This is a genomic window from Stenotrophomonas sp. GW821-FHT01H02A, assembly GCF_059422145.1.
On record NZ_JBWKWI010000001.1, the window covers coordinates 127,063 to 142,097 of the forward strand.

Here is a 15,035-nt window from a genome sequence, read left to right on the forward strand (position 1 = left end):
CGTGTTGACGCAGCGGCGGGCACACTGAGCGGGTACGCCACAGGAGTTGCCATGTCCCGTTATGCCCCCCGCATCCACACTGACCCAGCGGCCATCGCCGCCCTGGAAGCGCTGCTGCCGCAACTGCACGGCCAGACCCAGGTCGAACTCACGCTTGAGGATGGCAGCCGCCTGCTGGGTACCGTGGCGGTGCAACCGACGCTGCAGCAGTACCGCGACGCCGAGGAAAACGAAGGCAGCAACGGCCAGCTGCGGCTGGACGATCTGGACACGCCGGTCCAGCAGCACCTGATCTGGCTCGACCAGATCACGGCCGTCCGGCAGCTGCCCTACCGCGAATGATCGCGGCGGGCAGGCCAGGCTGCGGCCGGCTCAGTGGATGAACTCGCTCGGTTCGGCCTCGAAGCGGCGCGCGTAGGCACGCTCATCGGCGATCCGGGCCACTTCTTCATCGGCCATGTCCGGCGCGCCATACACCGCATAGGCCACGTTGCCGTCCGAGGTCTTGCCGATCTGATGCAGGCGGTAGCGCGAATGGCCGCCGCCGGTGTCTTCGGGGTAATGCACCGGTGGCTGGCTGCCCTCCATGTCCATCTCGCTGTTGTCGACTACGCCACCGACGAACAATGCACGCATGAGCCATCTCCACGGGAAGTGAGGCTCCACCCTGCCGGTTTGGATGTTGTCAGGGCATCAACAGGACGTTGAATAAACGCAAATCCGGGCCGGGCGGGGCGAACCGGTAGAATGGCGGTCTCTTTTCAAGATGTGCCCCCGCATGGCTGCCCAGCACGACGCTCCCCTGGAAACCCTGTTCCTGCCATTCGCCAGTGGCGCACTGGCCTGGCCGGCCGGCCCCGTGCTGTTCCTGCGCGCCCGCGATGGCGCCCCGCTGCGCGAGCATGCCCAGCCGGCCCAGCTGGTCTGCGAGCAGAGCTTCCGCCCGTTCGCCGACGCCCTGGAAGCCAGTGGCTGGACCGTGCGCGACGAGCAGCAGCTGGCCAGCGACCCCACCCGCTATGCCGCGGTACTGGTGCTGCCGCCGCGCCAGCGCGAGGAAGCCAAGGCCCTGTTCGCGCGTGCGCTGGCCCTGGCCGCCCCGGGTGGCATCGTGGTCGCCTGCCAGCACAACAACGAAGGCGCCCGCTCCGGCGAAGGCGACCTGCAGCAGTTGGCCGGCCTGGGCGGCAAGCTGACCAAGAATCACTGCCGCGCCTACTGGACCGCGCCCCTCAACGGCCAGCATGACGCGACGCTCGCGCAGCGCTGGGCGTCGCTGGACGCACCGCGCGCGATCCTGGGCGGCCGCTTCCAGAGCCGCCCGGGCATCTTCGCCTGGGACCGCATCGATCCGGCCTCGGCGCTGCTGGTCGAGCAGCTGCCGGCCGATCTGGCCGGCCGTGGCGCCGACCTGGGCGCCGGCTTCGGGTATCTGTCCGCCGAAGTGCTGGCCCGCTGCCCGAACGTGACCGCGCTGGACCTGTACGAGGCCGAAGGCCGCGCGCTGGCCCTGGCCCGCGAGAACCTCGCCGCGCTCGGCAAGCCGGCCGCGCTGGCCTACCACTGGCAGGACGTCACCGCCGGGATCGAGGGCGAGTACGACTTCATCGTGACCAACCCGCCGTTCCACACGCCGTCGCGTGCCGACCGTCCCGACATCGGCCAGCGCTTCATCGCCGTGGCCGCGCAGGCGCTGCGCCCGGGCGGCCGGATGTGGCTGGTGGCCAACCGCCATCTGCCGTACGAGCAGATCCTCAACGAAAGCTTCGGCCAGGTCCGCGTGGCCGCCGAGCGCGATGGCTTCAAGCTGATCGAAGCGACCAAGGCCAGCAAGAGCGCCACCCCGGCCCGGGCCCCGCGCAGCACCGAGCCGAAGTGGGGCCGCAGAGGCCGCGCATGAAGCTGGTCAAGCTGTTGGCCAACCTGGGCTATGGCAGCCGCAAGCAGGTGCAGGGGATGTTCCGCGCTGGTCTGATCACCGATGCCGAGGGCGAGGTGCTGTACGCCGACGACGCGGTCGCACATGAGGCGATCCGGGTCGAGGGCGAGCCGCTGGACCCGCCGCAGGGGCTGACCCTGATGCTGCACAAGCCGCGCGGCTACACCTGTTCGACCAAGGACAAGGGCCGGTTGATCTACGACCTGCTGCCGCCGCGGTACCGCGACCGCGCGCCGGTGCTGTCCTCGGTGGGACGCCTGGACCGCGACACCAGCGGCCTGCTGTTGATGACCGACGACGGCGCCCTGCTGCACCGGATCGTGTCGCCGAAGTCGCGCCTGGACAAAGCCTACGAGGTCACCCTGGCCGAGGACCTGCGCGGCGATGAAACCGCGCGCTTCGCCAGCGGTGGGCTGCTGCTGGAATCGGACGACAAGCCCTTGCTGCCGGCCGAGCTGCACGTGAACGGTCCGCGCCAGGCGCAGCTGGTCCTGCACGAGGGCCGCTACCACCAGGCGCGCCGCATGTTCGCGGCGGTCGGCAACCACGTCGAGGCGCTGCACCGCAGCCGCATCGGCGGGCTGTCGCTGGGCGAGCTGCCTGAAGGCGAGTGGCGCATGCTCGATGCCGCCGATCTCGAGACGCTGTTCAACGTCCCATGACTGCCTTCGCCGCGCTGCCGTTCCTGCCCGACGCCGTCATCTTCGACATGGATGGCCTGATGATCGACAGCGAGCGGGTATCGATCGCGTGCTGGTCGCAGGCCGCGCAGGAACTGGCGCTGCCGTTCCCGGAGGGGTTCTGGCTGCGCATGGTGGGCCTGGGAGACCGCGACTGCGAGCGCCTGCTGCTGCAGACGGTGAACGCCGAGCAGGTTGCCGCGCTGTTCGCGCGTTGCCATGATCTCTATGAAGCACGCACACAGCAGGGTCTGCCGCTGCGCCCGGGGATCCTGGAAATCCTGCAGCTGCTTCGCGATCACGATGTGCCGCGTGCAGTGGCGACGTCGACGCGCCAGCCGCGTGCTTCGCGCAAACTGGCCGCCGCCGGCCTGCTGCCGTTCTTCGAGGTAGTGGTGACCAGTAGCGACGTGTCGCGTCCCAAGCCGGCGCCGGACATCTACCTGCTGGCGGCACAGAAGCTGGGCAAGGATCCGTCGCGCTGCCTGGCGCTGGAAGATTCGCCGGCGGGCATCCGCGCAGCAGTGGGCGCGGGCATGACCGCGATCCAGGTGCCGGACCTGGTGCATCCGGACGAGGAACTGCGCGCGCTGGGGCATCGCATCGTGGATTCGCTGCTGGATGCGCGGCAGTTGCTGGTGCCGCTGCTGCCTGCCGCCGGCGCGCGCTGACGCCTGCCGTTGGCGGTTGCGCGGCACGAAAAAGCCCGGCACATGGCCGGGCTTTTTCATGTGCACCCCCGCGGGAATCAGATCCGGCTGAAGACCAGCGCCGCGTTCGTGCCGCCAAAACCAAAGCTGTTGGACATCACGGTGTTGAGCTGTGCCGGCTGGGTCTCGCGCACGATCGGGAAGCCTTCCACCAGCGGATCCAGCTCGCCGATGTTGGCCGACCCGGCGATGAAGCCGTCGCGCATCATCAGCAGGCAGTAGATCGCTTCGTGCACGCTTGCCGCGCCCAGCGAGTGGCCGGACAGCGCCTTGGTCGACGACAGCGGCGGGATGGTCTCGCCGAACACTTCACGGACCGCCTTCAGCTCGGTGACATCGCCCAGCGGAGTCGAGGTGCCGTGCGTGTTGAGGTAGTCGATCGGGCCGGTGAGGTGCTCCATCGCCATGTTCATGCAGCGCACCGCGCCCTCACCGGACGGGGCGACCATGTCCGCACCGTCGGAGGTGACCCCGTAGCCGACCAGCTCGGCATAGATGCGCGCGCCACGGGCCACGGCATGGTCATAGTCTTCCAGCACCAGCATGCCGCCGCCACCGGCGATGACGAAGCCGTCGCGGTCCTTGTCGTACGGACGCGAGGCAGAGGCGGGAGTCTCGTTGAACCGGGTCGACAGGGCGCCCATCGCATCGAACATCACGCTCATCGACCAATGCAGGTCTTCACCGCCACCGGCGAACATCACGTCCTGCGCGCCATGACGGATCAGGTCCGCGGCGGCGCCGATGCAGTGGGCGGAGGTGGCGCAGGCGGCCGACAGCGAGTAGCTCAGGCCCTTGATCTGGAACGCGGTGGCCAGGCAGGCCGACACGGTGGAGCACATCGTGCGCGGCACCATGTACGGGCCGACCTTGCGCACGCCACGCGCGCGCAGGATGTCGGCCGATTCCACCTGCCACTGGCTGGAGCCGCCGCCGGAGCCGGCGATCAGGCCGGTGCGCGGGTTGGCGACCTGTGCCTCGTCCAGACCGGCATCGGCGATGGCGTCGCGCATGGCGATGTAGGCGTAGGCCGAGGCATCGCTCATGAAGCGCTTCACCTTGCGGTCGATCTGCGCGTCCAGGTCCAGCTCGATGTTGCCGCCAACGTGGCTGCGCAGGCCGGCTTCGGCGTGGTCCGGCAGGTGGCGGATGCCGGCGCGGCCCTCACGCAGTGCCGAGGACACGGTGTCCAGATCGTTGCCCAGGCACGAGGTGATGCCCATTCCGGTAATGACGACGCGACGCATCAGAAGTTCTCAGTGGAAGTGAACAGGCCTACACGCAGGTCTTTGGCAGCGTAGATTTCGCGACCGTCGACGAGCATGCGGGCGTCGGACTGGGCCATCACCAGCTTGCGGTTGATGACGCGCGAAATATCGATTTCGTAAGTGACCAGCTTGGCGTTCGGCAGCACCTGGCCGGTGAATTTCACTTCACCGCAACCCAGGGCGCGGCCACGGCCGGGCGCACCGATCCAGGTCAGGAAGAAGCCGGTCAGCTGCCACATGGCATCCAGGCCGAGGCAGCCGGGCATGACCGGGTCGCCGAGGAAATGGCAGTCGAAGAACCACAGGTCAGGGCGGATATCCAGTTCCGCGCGTACCATGCCTTTGCCGTGCGGGCCGCCGTCCTCGCGGATATCGGTGATGCGATCGAACATCAGCATCGGATCATTGGGCAGGCGACCGCTGCCCGGGCCGAACAGTTCACCGCGGGCGCTGGCCAGCAGCTGGTCGCGCGAGAACGCGTTGAGACGAGTCATGGAAAACGCAATCCTGAAGAAGTTGTCGTCGGGGTGAGCCGACCACAGGTCGACTGCTCTTGCATGAAGCAAGTGCTCAAGAGTGCATGAGAAAAAGTGATTCAATCAAACGTTTTAACCGTACGCCGCCGTAGTGTTTTCAGGTTCAAAAACGCATGTTGTTGTTATCCAACAACCATACTGCGGCGTGTGGCTGTAATCTTGTTCATCTGCATCCGAGTGCCGACGCCCGTGTCCCGCCCCCGCAAGATCATTCACGTCGACATGGACGCGTTTTACGCGTCCGTGGAGCAGCGCGACGATCCTTCGTTGCGGGGCAAACCGGTGGTGGTGGCGTGGCGCGGGATGCGTTCGGTGGTGTGCGCGGCGTCGTACGAGGCGCGCGTGTTCGGGGTGCGTTCGACAATGCCTGCGGTGCGCGCGGAGCGGCTGTGTCCGGATGCGGTGTTCGTGCCGCCGGATTTCGTCCGGTACAAGGCAGTGTCCCGGCAGGTGCGCGAGATCTTCCTGCGGCATACCGAGCTGGTGGAGCCGCTGTCACTGGATGAGGCGTACCTGGATGTGACCGAGCACAAGGGCGGGCTGACGGTGGCGACGGAGATCGCACAGATCATCCGCGCGCAGATCCGCGAAGAGACGCAGCTGACGGCGTCGGCGGGCATCGCGCCGAACAAGTTCCTGGCCAAGATCGCCTCGGACTGGCGCAAGCCGGATGGGCAGTTCGTGGTGCCGCCGCATCGCATCGAACAGTTCCTGACGCCGCTCCCGGTGAACCGTGTGCCGGGCGTGGGCAAGGTGATGGCGGCGAAGCTGGCCGAGCTGGGCATCGCGACGGTGGGCGATCTGCGTTCGCTGTCGCTGGAGGAACTGGAGGCGCGGTTCGGGACGTTCGGTGGGCGCTTGTTCAATCGTGCGCGCGGCATCGATGAGCGGCCGGTGGAGCCGGATCAACCGGTGCAGTCGATTTCGTCGGAGGATACGTTCGCGGAGGATCTGTTGCTGGAGGATCTGGCGCCGGCGATCGTGCAGTTGGCGGAGAAGACGTGGCAGGCGACGCGCAGGACCGACCGTGTGGGGCATACGGTGGTGTTGAAGTTGAAGACGTCGCAGTTCCGGATCATCACGCGTAGTTTCACGCCGGAGTCGCCGCCGGCGTCGATGGAGGAACTGCGGGATATTGCGTTGGGGTTGCGGGCGCGGGTGGAGTTGCCGCTGGAGACGCGGTATCGGTTGGTGGGGGTGGGGTTGGGGGGATTCCGGGAGCGGGAGGTGATGCGCCAGCCGGGGTTGTTTGATCACCTTGGTGATACGTAGCTGACCGGATTTCGTGTGCGCTTTTTTGGCTGTTTTTTTGGTCGATTCAAGCGTTGACATCAACAGCAACAGCAACAGCTAATTCGATGGTGTACGGGTGATGAGGGTTTGGGACGACGCGGGTGGGGTATCGGGACCCGCCGCAAGTACGTCCATGTAGGCTCGTGTGTTGCCATCCATGGCAACACACGGTCCCGATACCCCACCCGCGTCGTCCCTTCGACACTTGGTCGGTGCGCGTGGAAAAGGTGCCCTGCACTCTTCCGGATTCACTGAAGACGTTGCTCGCCAGGACTCTACTGCTGCGGTCCCTCGACTCTTGCTAGCGACGTTGCGCCCGACGGTTGCGAACGCTTCGCCCAAGCTTTGCTCGCATCTGGATTCAATGCGGAGGTCTCACCCACGCGTGGTGATCGTGTCGCCTTCGCGCCGCCCTGCCTTTCATTTTCGCGCCATTACGGCCACTGCATTTCGCCCTTGGCTACTTTCGCGCTCAGTTCCAGTGAGCTTTCGCCGGCCAGGGTCGGATAGCGCTTTTTCATGGCGGCGATCAGTGTGTTGGCGTCGTTGCTGCGTGCGGTCTCTTCGTCGAATGCGCGGATGTAGTCGGCGGTGAAATCCACGGCGCTGATGGCCAGGGCGGCACCCGTTGCGTAGTGGCCCGGGATGACGCGCGTGGGTTTGAGGGCCTTGATGGTTGCCAGGGTCTGCAGCCAGTGGGTGTGCGATTGCGGGCTCTGGGTGTCGGCCATCCAGACGTGTTCGCCGGCGACGATCGGGATGCCGCCGAGGATCGTGCGCAGGGCGGGAATCCACAGGACGGTGCGGTCCGGGGTAGGGCCGTTGAGGCCGATGATCTTGATCGGTTGGCCTTCGAGGGTGAGGGTGTCGCCCTCCAGCGGTTCGGGGATGACGATGCGGGTGGGTTTGCCTGCGCCCATCCGGGGGCCCCAGTACGCGAGTTTGGCGGCCTGGGTGGCGTTGATGTGAGCGACGGTGGTCGGCGTGGCGAGGATGCGGGCGTCGGGGAAGGCGTCCTGCAGGGTGGCCAGGCCGAAGTAGTAGTCGGGGTCACCGTGGCTGATGTAGATCGTGGTCAGCCGTTTGCCGGAGGCGCGGATGCGCTGCACCAGCTGGGCGGCGTCGGATGTGGCGAACTGGGCGTCGACCAGGATGGCGTCGTGGCGGCCGGTGATCAGGGTGGACGCGACGGAAAACAGCGCCTTGTCACCGGGGTGGTAGGGCTGCACCTGCAGCGCGTGGGCTTCGGCGGTGGCCGCAGCAGCGTGGCTGATGGCCGGTGGGCTCACGGCGAACGCGGTACCGAGCGTCAACGCCAGGGCCAGGGTCGTGCGGGAAACGGTCGGCATTTCAAGGAGTCCTGTGCAGCGCGGTCCCGGCACACACCGGGGCGATACGGCCCCGACATGACCCCGGGGCCGGTAGAGCCGACCGTTGGTCGGCTGCTTCACATCGGCGGCCTGGTCAGTACGCAACCGTGGCGATCTGCCGCACGTACTGCGGGGTTTCAATCTCGCTGACGAAGGCGTCGGCGTAGTCGGGGTAGCTGATCCGGCTGTGGCCGTCGGCACCGACCAGGAAATTCTGCGCCTGGGTGCGGAAACCACCGCGCTGCGGGCCAGGGCCGATTTCGGCGGCGGGGGAGTAGAAGGTCCAGTCGAGGTCGTCGACGGCGCGCAGCTGCTTCAGCGTCTCGCGGGCGGCCAGGGCGACCGGCTTGTAGGCGTCCGGGAAGCCCTCGGTGTCCACCAGCTGCACGCCCGGTGCAACCTCCAGGCTGCCGGCGCCGCCGACCATGATGAAGCGGGGCACGCCGGCCTGGCGGGCAGCAGCGACCAGCGCGGCGGTGGTGGTGGTGACCGTGCTGGGCGCATCGCCCGGGCGCGGGCCGAAGGCGCTGGCCAGGATGTCATGGCCGGCGATCACCGCTGCCAGGGCATCGGTATCGTCCAGCGCGGCGACGGCGAGCTGGGCACCGTCCAGTTCGGCCGGGAGGTCGGTCTCGCGGCGCACGATGGCGGTGACCTGATGGCCGCGGGCGAGGGCCTGGCGGGTGATTTCACGGCCGATATTGCCGGTGGCACCAACAAGCGCGATTTTCATGGGGAGGTCCGTTGAGGGAGGAAGCCCAGCGTATGCTTCTGGAATCGAGCGAAAAACCGCGTATAACGGCCTAATTTGTTGCACGGATCGATCAAATGGACCGGATGACCGCCATGAACGTGTTCGTCGAGGTGGCCGAACGCGGCAGCCTGACCGCGGCGGCCGAGGCACTGGAGATGTCACGGGCGATGGTGACGCGCTATCTGGCCGAGGTGGAGCGCTGGCTGGGCGCGCGGCTGCTGCACCGGACCACGCGCCGGATCAGTCTGACCGACCCGGGCGAAGCCGCGCTGCTGCGCTTCCGGCAGATGCTGGCGATCGGCGATGAGCTGCGCGGTGAGCTGGCCACCGACAACCCCGAGCCGCATGGTCTGCTGCGGGTCACCGCGAGTGTCTCGTTCGGGCAGATCCACCTGGCGGCAGCGGTGGCGGCGTTCGTCAAACGGCATCCGCTCACGCGGGTGGAACTGCTGCTGGTGGACAGGGCCGTCAATCTGGTCGAAGAGCGCGTGGACATCGCGGTACGCATTTCGCGCGCGATCGACCCGAGTCTGATCGCGCGTCCGTTGGCGCCGTGCCGGTCGGTGCTGTGCGCGGCACCGGCGTACCTGGCCGAGCATGGCACACCGACCACCGCCGATGCGCTGGCCGCACACAACTGTCTCACCCACCACTACGTCGGCAAGAGCGTGTGGCATCTACAGCGCGACGGGCGGAAGATCGCGGTGGCAGTGGGCGGCAACATCAGTGCCAACGAAGCATCGCTGCTGCTTGAAGCGGTGCGTGCCGGCGCCGGCATCGCGATGCTGCCCACGTATCAGATCGCGCCGTTGCTGCGCAGTGGTGAACTGATCGAGGTGCTGCCGGATTACGAAGTGAAAGGCTTGGGCATCCACGCCGTGTATGCGTCGCGTCGGCAGCTGCCGACGATCATGCGCAGCTTCCTGGATTTCCTGGTGGAGCGTTTTGCCAGCCCGGAATTCCTGGCGCAGCTGTAAACGCGGCTCTACCCGGGCGTGCATCGGCATCACACACGCACCTCCGTACAATGGCGCTTCCCTGCTGTGGAAGTGAGCATTGCCTTGTCGTATCCGTACCCGTATCCGTTGGTGGTGTTCGATCTGGATGGCACGCTGGTGGACAGCGCGGCCGATATCGCCGAGGCGCTCAACCGCACATTGGAAGACTGGGCGTTGCCGCGCGTGCCGGAGGCGACCGTGCTGACCTGGATCGGCGATGGGGTGCGCCGGCTGGTCGAACAGGCATTCACCGCGGCCGGCAGCAGTATCGACTTGGACAGGGTGATGCCTGGTTTCATGCGGCACTACGAGGCCTGCCTGTTGCGCAGTCCGCGCCTGTTCGATGGTGTGACCGAGACGTTGGCTGCATTGCGCGAACGCGCGGTGACGCTGACGATCTGCACCAACAAGCCGTCCGCGCTGGTGGCACCGTTGCTGCAGCACTTCGGTCTGCGGGATCAGTTCGCGCTGGTGCTGGGCGGGGATTCGCTGTCGGAGCGCAAGCCGAGCGGGGCGCCGTTGCGGCATATCGCGGCGCACTTCAATGTGGGTGTAGGAGCCGCCTTGATGGTGGGCGATTCGATCACCGATTACCGCGCCGCCGTGGATGCAGGCATGCCGGTGGCGCTGGTGCGCTATGGGTATCCACGTGGGCTGGATCTGGACAATGTCGAGGCAGTTGCAGTGATGGACGATCTGCGGGACTTGTTGGCGCTCTGATGCGCGTGTGCCGACCAACGGTCGGCAGCTACCAGATTCAATGATTGTGCCGACCAACGCTCGGCACCTACCAGATTCAACGATTGTGCCGACCAACGGTCGGCACCTGCCGAGGGTGGGACGGCAGCGGTGCCGCCGTCCCGCGCGCTTACTTCGGCTGGTAGCGCACGCTCAGGCGGTACTCGCGACTGGGCTGGTTGTACCAGGCGACGGTTTCGTAGTCGCGGTCGAAGACGTTGCTGACCCGGCCCAGCACCGACCAGTCGCGGGTCAGGGCGTATTCCAGGCGCAGGTCCACGGTGCCGTAGCCGCCCAGGCCCACCGTGTTCGCGGCATCGTCGTAACGCTTGCCGGCGCCGTTGACGGTGAGGCCGGCGCGGAAGTCACCGAAGCGGCGGTCCACGTCCAGGCGCGCGGTGTTCTGTGCGCGGCGGGCCAGCCAGTTGTCGAACTGCGCGCTGCCGTCGGTGCGGTTGCGCGGATCGGTGTGGCTGAGCTGCGCGTTGAGATCGAACCCGGCGACGGTGATGGCACCGGTCAGTTCGGCGCCGCGGATGCGGGCCTTCTCGACCTGCGACATCATGAAGGTGGTGGCGTCGTAGGTGATCAGGTCATCGATGCGCGTTTCGTACACATCCAGGCCCCAGCGCCAGCCATCACCCTGCTGGGCGATGCCGAGGTTCGCGCTCTTGGATTTTTCCGGGTCCAGGGTCGGCACGCCGCTCCACGGGTCGTACAGATCACTGAAGGTCGGGGCCTTGAATGCGGTGCCGTAGCTGGCGTTGAGGCGGAACCCGCTGCCCAGCTCCAGGCCCCAGCCGAGGCTGCCGGTGGTGTGGTTGCCGAACTGTTCGTTGTCGTCGTTGCGCACGCTGGCCTGCACGTGGTGCGCGCCGAAGCGGCCCTGGTACTGCACGAACACGCCGGTGTTGTCGCGGCTGTCGACCAGATAGCCGGCGCTGCTGCCGTCCAGGTTGTCCTGGCTCCAGTCCACGCCGGCGCTCAGCAGCTGGCCGTCGGCGATGCCGATATCGGCCTGCACCGAGGCGCTGTCGCGGTGGGTCTGCGCGTTGCCCAGCCAGGTATCACCGTTGTAGTTGTCCGATTCGTTGTCGGCACGGCCGACACTGACGGTCAGGTTGAGGCGCTCGCTGGGCGTGTAGCGCAGCTTGCCGCCGAGCACTTGCTGCAGCGTGTCGGAGTAGCTGTAGTAGCCGTCGTAGTGGTTCTCGCCTTCGGCGCGCAGCGCGGTGCCTTCCAGGCTCAGCGTGTCGGTCAGCGCATAGCCGCCGCGCAGGCTCATCGACAGGTTGCGGTAACCGTCACGGTCGGGCTCATCGGCGCCGCAGCCGGCGAACGGCGCGACCGAGCCGCGGCAGGCGTTGATGCCATCGCTGTGCTGGTAGGCGATGTCGGTGCCGAACCAGCCGCGCTCACCGCTGCCACCGAAGCCGCCGCTGGCCTCGCGCAGGCCGTTGCTGCCGCCGCCAAGCTGCAGGTGCGGGGCGAACTGGCCGGCATTGCGGCGGGTGAAGATCTGGATGACGCCACCGATCGCGTCGGCGCCGTACAGGCTGGACTGCGGGCCGCGCACGATTTCGATCCGTTCGATCTGCGCCAGCGGCAGGTCCTGGATCATGGCCAGGCCGAGGTCACCGGTGTTGATGCGCACGCCATCGACCAACACCAGGGTGTGGGCCGAGTTGGTGCCGCGCAGGAACAGCGAACTCTGCTTGCCGAGGCCGCCGCTGTTGTTGAGGTTGATGCCAGCCCGGCCGCGCAGCAGATCCTGCAGCGAGGGCGCCTGGCTGCGCTCGATCTCGGCGCGGTCGATCACCTGCGCCGGCGAGATGCTGTCCTGCAGGGCGATCGGGGTACGGGTGGCGGTGACCAGCACCTGGTCCAGTGCGGTGGCCTCGTCCTGGGCGGACGCCAGCAGGGGCAGGGCCGACAGGACGGCCAGGGAAAGAACGGGGATCTGCAGCTTCATCGATGACTCCATGCACCGCGCACGCCCGCGCGGCAAGGGGTGGGGATGATCGCGCTGCAGGGAGATTCGACGGTGGGCGGGCGCACGCAGGCGCCTGCTTGCCGCCGCCATGCCCGCCGCATCGCAACCAGTCGTCTTCCAGGCCGGTCTCCGGGCTCGCGGGTCGATGGGGGTGCCATCGTGCCAGGCGCCTTCCCATGCCGGAGCACAGTGGCGTGTTGCCTGGTGTTTCCTCGCTTACCGTTGCGGGGGCAGCGCCGGAGTAGCGGCGGGCACAGGGCCTGACGCGTCACCGGCTTCCCGTTTCAACCTGGCGGCGTTGCAGCCCCGGGTCACCTGAAAGTGGGCGCAGTCTAAGCCATCGGCCGGGCCGGTGGAGCGCAGCGGTTAGAATGCGCCTCGCTTTTTCGATGTGATCCCCATGACCCCAACGTGGTTGCAGCAGCCCGGTACCGACGCCCGCGACCCTCACTGGTCGGCCGCCGCGGGCAGTAGACGGGGCCGTGCATGATCCTCGACCTGATCCGCCACGCCAGCACCGGCCGCGACGACCATCTCGATGGCCGTACCGATCCGCCACTGCATGAAGGCGCGACCGATGCCTTGTGTGCGCGCTACGCCGCGCTGACCTGGCAGCGTGTGCTGTGTTCGCCACGGCAGCGCGCCGTGGTCACGGCCGAAGCGCTGGCGAGCCCGCTTGGGCTGGCGGTGGACACCGACGAGGAATGGGAAGAGCTGGATTTTGGTGACTGGGACGGTGGCGCGCTGGAGTCGCTGCCGATGGATGCGTTGTCGGCCTTCCATCTGGACCCGCATGCCAACCCGCCACCACATGGCGAAAGCTGGGGCCAATTCGAGCGCCGCATCGCGCGTGGACTGCATCGGCTGCTGGATGAGCCCGAGCGGGTCTCCACCCTGATCGTCAGCCATGGCGGACCGCTGCGGATGGTGCTGTCGCAGGTATGCGGCCTGCCGATGGCGATGTGCTGGGCGTTGCGGATCGATCACGGCACCCGGCTGCGGCTGCGCGTGGAGCGCGAGGACGATCAACTGTGGGGCGAACTGCTGGAGCTGCAGCAGGTGTGAGGGCGCACGGGTATCGACGCGCTGTCGATACCCGGGGTTCAGCGATGGTCGTCGTCGATCTCGAACGGCGTTGCTTCGTCGCCGTCATCATCGCGATGCTCGACCGTGCGGTCGTAGACCGGGCCGGACGCAGGCGGCGCCTTCTTCAACGGCTGGTCGGCGATGATCGCTTCGTATTCGGCTACCAGCGTCATGCGGCGTGCCTCCGGCAGGTCCTGCCAGTGGCAGTCCTGCAGGGCGCCTTCCAGCGAATAGAGCAGGTTCAAGCTTGGCTTGAAGCCGGCGCGGCGCACCTTGACGAAGGCACCGACGGCGCCGACCGCCACCAGGTCTTCCGGCGTACGCAGCCCGACCTGGCGCAGCCACGCTGCGCTCTTCGGGCCGATGTTGCGCAGCTTGGCGCTACTCATCCCAGGGCCTCGACGAACACGGCGGCGATCGCCTCCAAGCCGGCCTGGTCCTCGGCGTCGAAACGTGCCAGTGAAGGACTATCCAGATCGAACACACCGACCAGCTCGCCGTTGTGGATCAGCGGCACCACCAGTTCCGAGCGCGAGGCCGAATCGCAGGCGATATGGCCCGGGAACGCGTCGACATCTTCGATCCGCTGGGTCACCCGCTGCGACGCCGCGGCGCCACACACGCCCTTGTCGAGCGGAATGCGCACGCAGGCGGGCAGGCCCTGGAACGGGCCGACGACCAGCTCGTTGCCGTCGAAGAAGTAGAAGCCGACCCAGTTCAGGTGCGGCAGGGCGTGGTAGACCAGCGCCGACAGGTTGGCTGCATTGGCGATGCGGTCGCGCTCGCCGTGCACCAGGGCGCGGGCCTGGGCCAGCAGCTGGCCGTACTGTTCCGGCTTGCTGCCGGTGAGCGTGGAGGTATCGAACATGGCCGCAGTCTACCAAGCCGAACGCCCGCCTGCGCCGGGGCCCGCGGAACGCAGCGGACCGCAGCGCAGCGCTGCCGGGAGGGCGGATAATGGCGCGTTCCCCTCCTGGTCGTCCCTATGTCACTGCCTGCGCCGCTGCCTGCCGCCCTGTTCGTCACCGGTACCGATACCGGCATCGGCAAGACCTTCAGCAGCTGTGTGCTGCTGCACGCCCTGCGTCGGCATGGTGCTACCGCAGTGGGCATGAAGCCGGTCGCCAGCGGTTGCGAGCGCACGCCGGAAGGACTGCGCAACGAGGACGCCACCGCCCTGCTGGCGGCCAGCCTGCCGGTGCCTGCGTATGACGACCTCAATCCATTCGCGCTGGAGCAGCCGCTGGCGCCGGAGATCGCCGCGGCCGAGGCCGGTGTGCAGCTGTCATTGGCGCCGATCGAAGCCGCCTTCGCGCGCCTGCGCGCCAGCGCCGATACGGTGGTGGTGGAGGGTGTCGGCGGCTGGCTGGCGCCGCTGTCGGCCACGCTGGACCAGAGTGATCTGGTGCAGGCGCTGGAACTGCCGGTGGTGATGGTGGTCGGGTTGCGGCTGGGCTGCCTCAACCATGCGCGGCTGACCGCCGAGGCGATCGCGGCCCGTGGCGCGCGCTGCATCGGCTGGATCGCCAACGAAGTGGATCCGGCGATGGCCCGGCGCGATGAGAATGTCGCGCTGCTCAAGGCGCGGTTGCCGATGCCGTGCTGGGGCCGCCTGCCGTATGCGCCGGGTGCGGATCCGGCGAGCCTGGCAGACCGCCTGGTGTCCTGAG

General features: G+C 67.5%; 17 protein-coding genes and 1 riboswitch. Of the genes, 9 read left to right on the plus strand and 8 right to left on the minus strand.

Annotation, left to right across the window (positions count from 1 at the left end; translation table 11 throughout):
• Positions 1–51 precede the first annotated feature (51 nt).
• A complete protein-coding gene (locus AC07WC_RS00605; RefSeq protein WP_495208338.1) occupies positions 52–342 on the plus strand; it encodes a DUF3247 family protein in 291 nt (96 codons plus the stop codon).
• A 30-nt stretch (positions 343–372) separates the two neighbouring features.
• Here the strand turns inward: AC07WC_RS00605 and AC07WC_RS00610 are convergent, their stop codons facing one another.
• Complete coding sequence (locus tag AC07WC_RS00610) at positions 373–636, minus strand: hypothetical protein (protein ID WP_495208339.1); 264 nt, start codon at positions 634–636, stop codon at positions 373–375.
• 142 nt (positions 637–778) lie between these two features.
• Between AC07WC_RS00610 and AC07WC_RS00615 the strand changes: the two genes are divergently transcribed.
• The 3 genes from AC07WC_RS00615 to AC07WC_RS00625 are packed head-to-tail and all read left to right on the plus strand — an operon-like array spanning position 779 to position 3,290.
• Complete coding sequence (locus AC07WC_RS00615; RefSeq protein ID WP_495208340.1) at positions 779–1,900, plus strand: class I SAM-dependent methyltransferase; 1,122 nt, start codon at positions 779–781, stop codon at positions 1,898–1,900.
• Positions 1,897–2,601: a pseudouridine synthase gene (locus AC07WC_RS00620; protein ID WP_495208341.1), complete on the plus strand. Its 705-nt coding sequence runs from the start codon at positions 1,897–1,899 to the stop codon at positions 2,599–2,601. Before AC07WC_RS00615 ends, AC07WC_RS00620 begins: the two co-directional genes overlap by 4 nt.
• Positions 2,598–3,290, plus strand: coding sequence for an HAD family hydrolase (locus AC07WC_RS00625; RefSeq protein WP_495208342.1), 693 nt, complete (start codon positions 2,598–2,600; stop codon positions 3,288–3,290). The genes AC07WC_RS00620 and AC07WC_RS00625 overlap by 4 nt, the downstream gene beginning before the upstream one ends.
• 77 nt (positions 3,291–3,367) lie before the next feature.
• On the opposite strand, the gene fabB is transcribed toward AC07WC_RS00625, so the two are convergent.
• Both fabB and fabA read right to left on the minus strand, forming a co-directional pair.
• The gene (gene fabB, locus AC07WC_RS00630; RefSeq protein ID WP_019185764.1) at positions 3,368–4,576 is read right to left on the minus strand and encodes a beta-ketoacyl-ACP synthase I; all 1,209 of its coding nucleotides are present in this window, start codon (positions 4,574–4,576) and stop codon (positions 3,368–3,370) included.
• Positions 4,576–5,091, minus strand: coding sequence for a 3-hydroxyacyl-[acyl-carrier-protein] dehydratase FabA (gene fabA, locus AC07WC_RS00635; protein ID WP_019185765.1), 516 nt, complete (start codon positions 5,089–5,091; stop codon positions 4,576–4,578). Before fabA ends, fabB begins: the two co-directional genes overlap by 1 nt.
• Before the next feature lie 231 nt (positions 5,092–5,322).
• Between fabA and dinB the strand changes: the two genes are divergently transcribed.
• Positions 5,323–6,405 (plus strand): DNA polymerase IV, encoded by a 1,083-nt coding sequence (gene dinB / locus AC07WC_RS00640; protein WP_495208343.1) that lies wholly within the window; start codon positions 5,323–5,325, stop codon positions 6,403–6,405.
• Positions 6,406–6,860: 455 nt separating this feature from the next.
• On the opposite strand, the gene AC07WC_RS00645 is transcribed toward dinB, so the two are convergent.
• Both AC07WC_RS00645 and AC07WC_RS00650 read right to left on the minus strand, forming a co-directional pair.
• Entirely contained in the window at positions 6,861–7,775 is a 915-nt protein-coding gene (locus AC07WC_RS00645) for an MBL fold metallo-hydrolase (protein ID WP_495208344.1), read from the minus strand.
• Positions 7,776–7,890: 115 nt separating this feature from the next.
• The gene (locus tag AC07WC_RS00650; RefSeq protein WP_495208345.1) at positions 7,891–8,529 is read right to left on the minus strand and encodes an NAD(P)-dependent oxidoreductase; all 639 of its coding nucleotides are present in this window, start codon (positions 8,527–8,529) and stop codon (positions 7,891–7,893) included.
• A 95-nt stretch (positions 8,530–8,624) separates the two neighbouring features.
• On the opposite strand from AC07WC_RS00650, the gene AC07WC_RS00655 reads away from it, so the two are divergent.
• Both AC07WC_RS00655 and gph read left to right on the plus strand, forming a co-directional pair.
• Positions 8,625–9,527 carry a LysR family transcriptional regulator gene (locus AC07WC_RS00655; protein WP_495208346.1) on the plus strand — a complete coding sequence of 301 codons (903 nt, stop codon included), beginning with the start codon at positions 8,625–8,627 and terminating at the stop codon, positions 9,525–9,527.
• Positions 9,528–9,593: 66 nt separating this feature from the next.
• On the plus strand, positions 9,594–10,268 hold the full coding sequence (gene gph / locus AC07WC_RS00660) for a phosphoglycolate phosphatase (RefSeq protein ID WP_495208347.1): 675 nt from the start codon (positions 9,594–9,596) through the stop codon (positions 10,266–10,268).
• Positions 10,269–10,416: 148 nt separating this feature from the next.
• Here gph and btuB read toward each other — a convergent pair whose 3' ends face one another.
• Positions 10,417–12,258 carry a TonB-dependent vitamin B12 receptor gene (gene btuB, locus AC07WC_RS00665; protein WP_495208348.1) on the minus strand — a complete coding sequence of 614 codons (1,842 nt, stop codon included), beginning with the start codon at positions 12,256–12,258 and terminating at the stop codon, positions 10,417–10,419.
• A 124-nt stretch (positions 12,259–12,382) separates the two neighbouring features.
• Positions 12,383–12,613: riboswitch (cobalamin riboswitch) on the minus strand.
• A 152-nt stretch (positions 12,614–12,765) separates the two neighbouring features.
• Between btuB and AC07WC_RS00670 the strand changes: the two genes are divergently transcribed.
• Positions 12,766–13,344 carry a histidine phosphatase family protein gene (locus AC07WC_RS00670; RefSeq protein WP_495208349.1) on the plus strand — a complete coding sequence of 193 codons (579 nt, stop codon included), beginning with the start codon at positions 12,766–12,768 and terminating at the stop codon, positions 13,342–13,344.
• A 38-nt stretch (positions 13,345–13,382) separates the two neighbouring features.
• Here the strand turns inward: AC07WC_RS00670 and AC07WC_RS00675 are convergent, their stop codons facing one another.
• Both AC07WC_RS00675 and AC07WC_RS00680 read right to left on the minus strand, forming a co-directional pair.
• The gene (locus tag AC07WC_RS00675) at positions 13,383–13,754 is read right to left on the minus strand and encodes a TfoX/Sxy family protein (protein ID WP_495208350.1); all 372 of its coding nucleotides are present in this window, start codon (positions 13,752–13,754) and stop codon (positions 13,383–13,385) included.
• Positions 13,751–14,233, minus strand: coding sequence for a GAF domain-containing protein (locus tag AC07WC_RS00680; protein WP_495208351.1), 483 nt, complete (start codon positions 14,231–14,233; stop codon positions 13,751–13,753). Before AC07WC_RS00680 ends, AC07WC_RS00675 begins: the two co-directional genes overlap by 4 nt.
• Before the next feature lie 117 nt (positions 14,234–14,350).
• On the opposite strand from AC07WC_RS00680, the gene bioD reads away from it, so the two are divergent.
• Positions 14,351–15,034 carry a dethiobiotin synthase gene (gene bioD, locus AC07WC_RS00685; protein WP_495208352.1) on the plus strand — a complete coding sequence of 228 codons (684 nt, stop codon included), beginning with the start codon at positions 14,351–14,353 and terminating at the stop codon, positions 15,032–15,034.
• Position 15,035 lies beyond the last annotated feature (1 nt).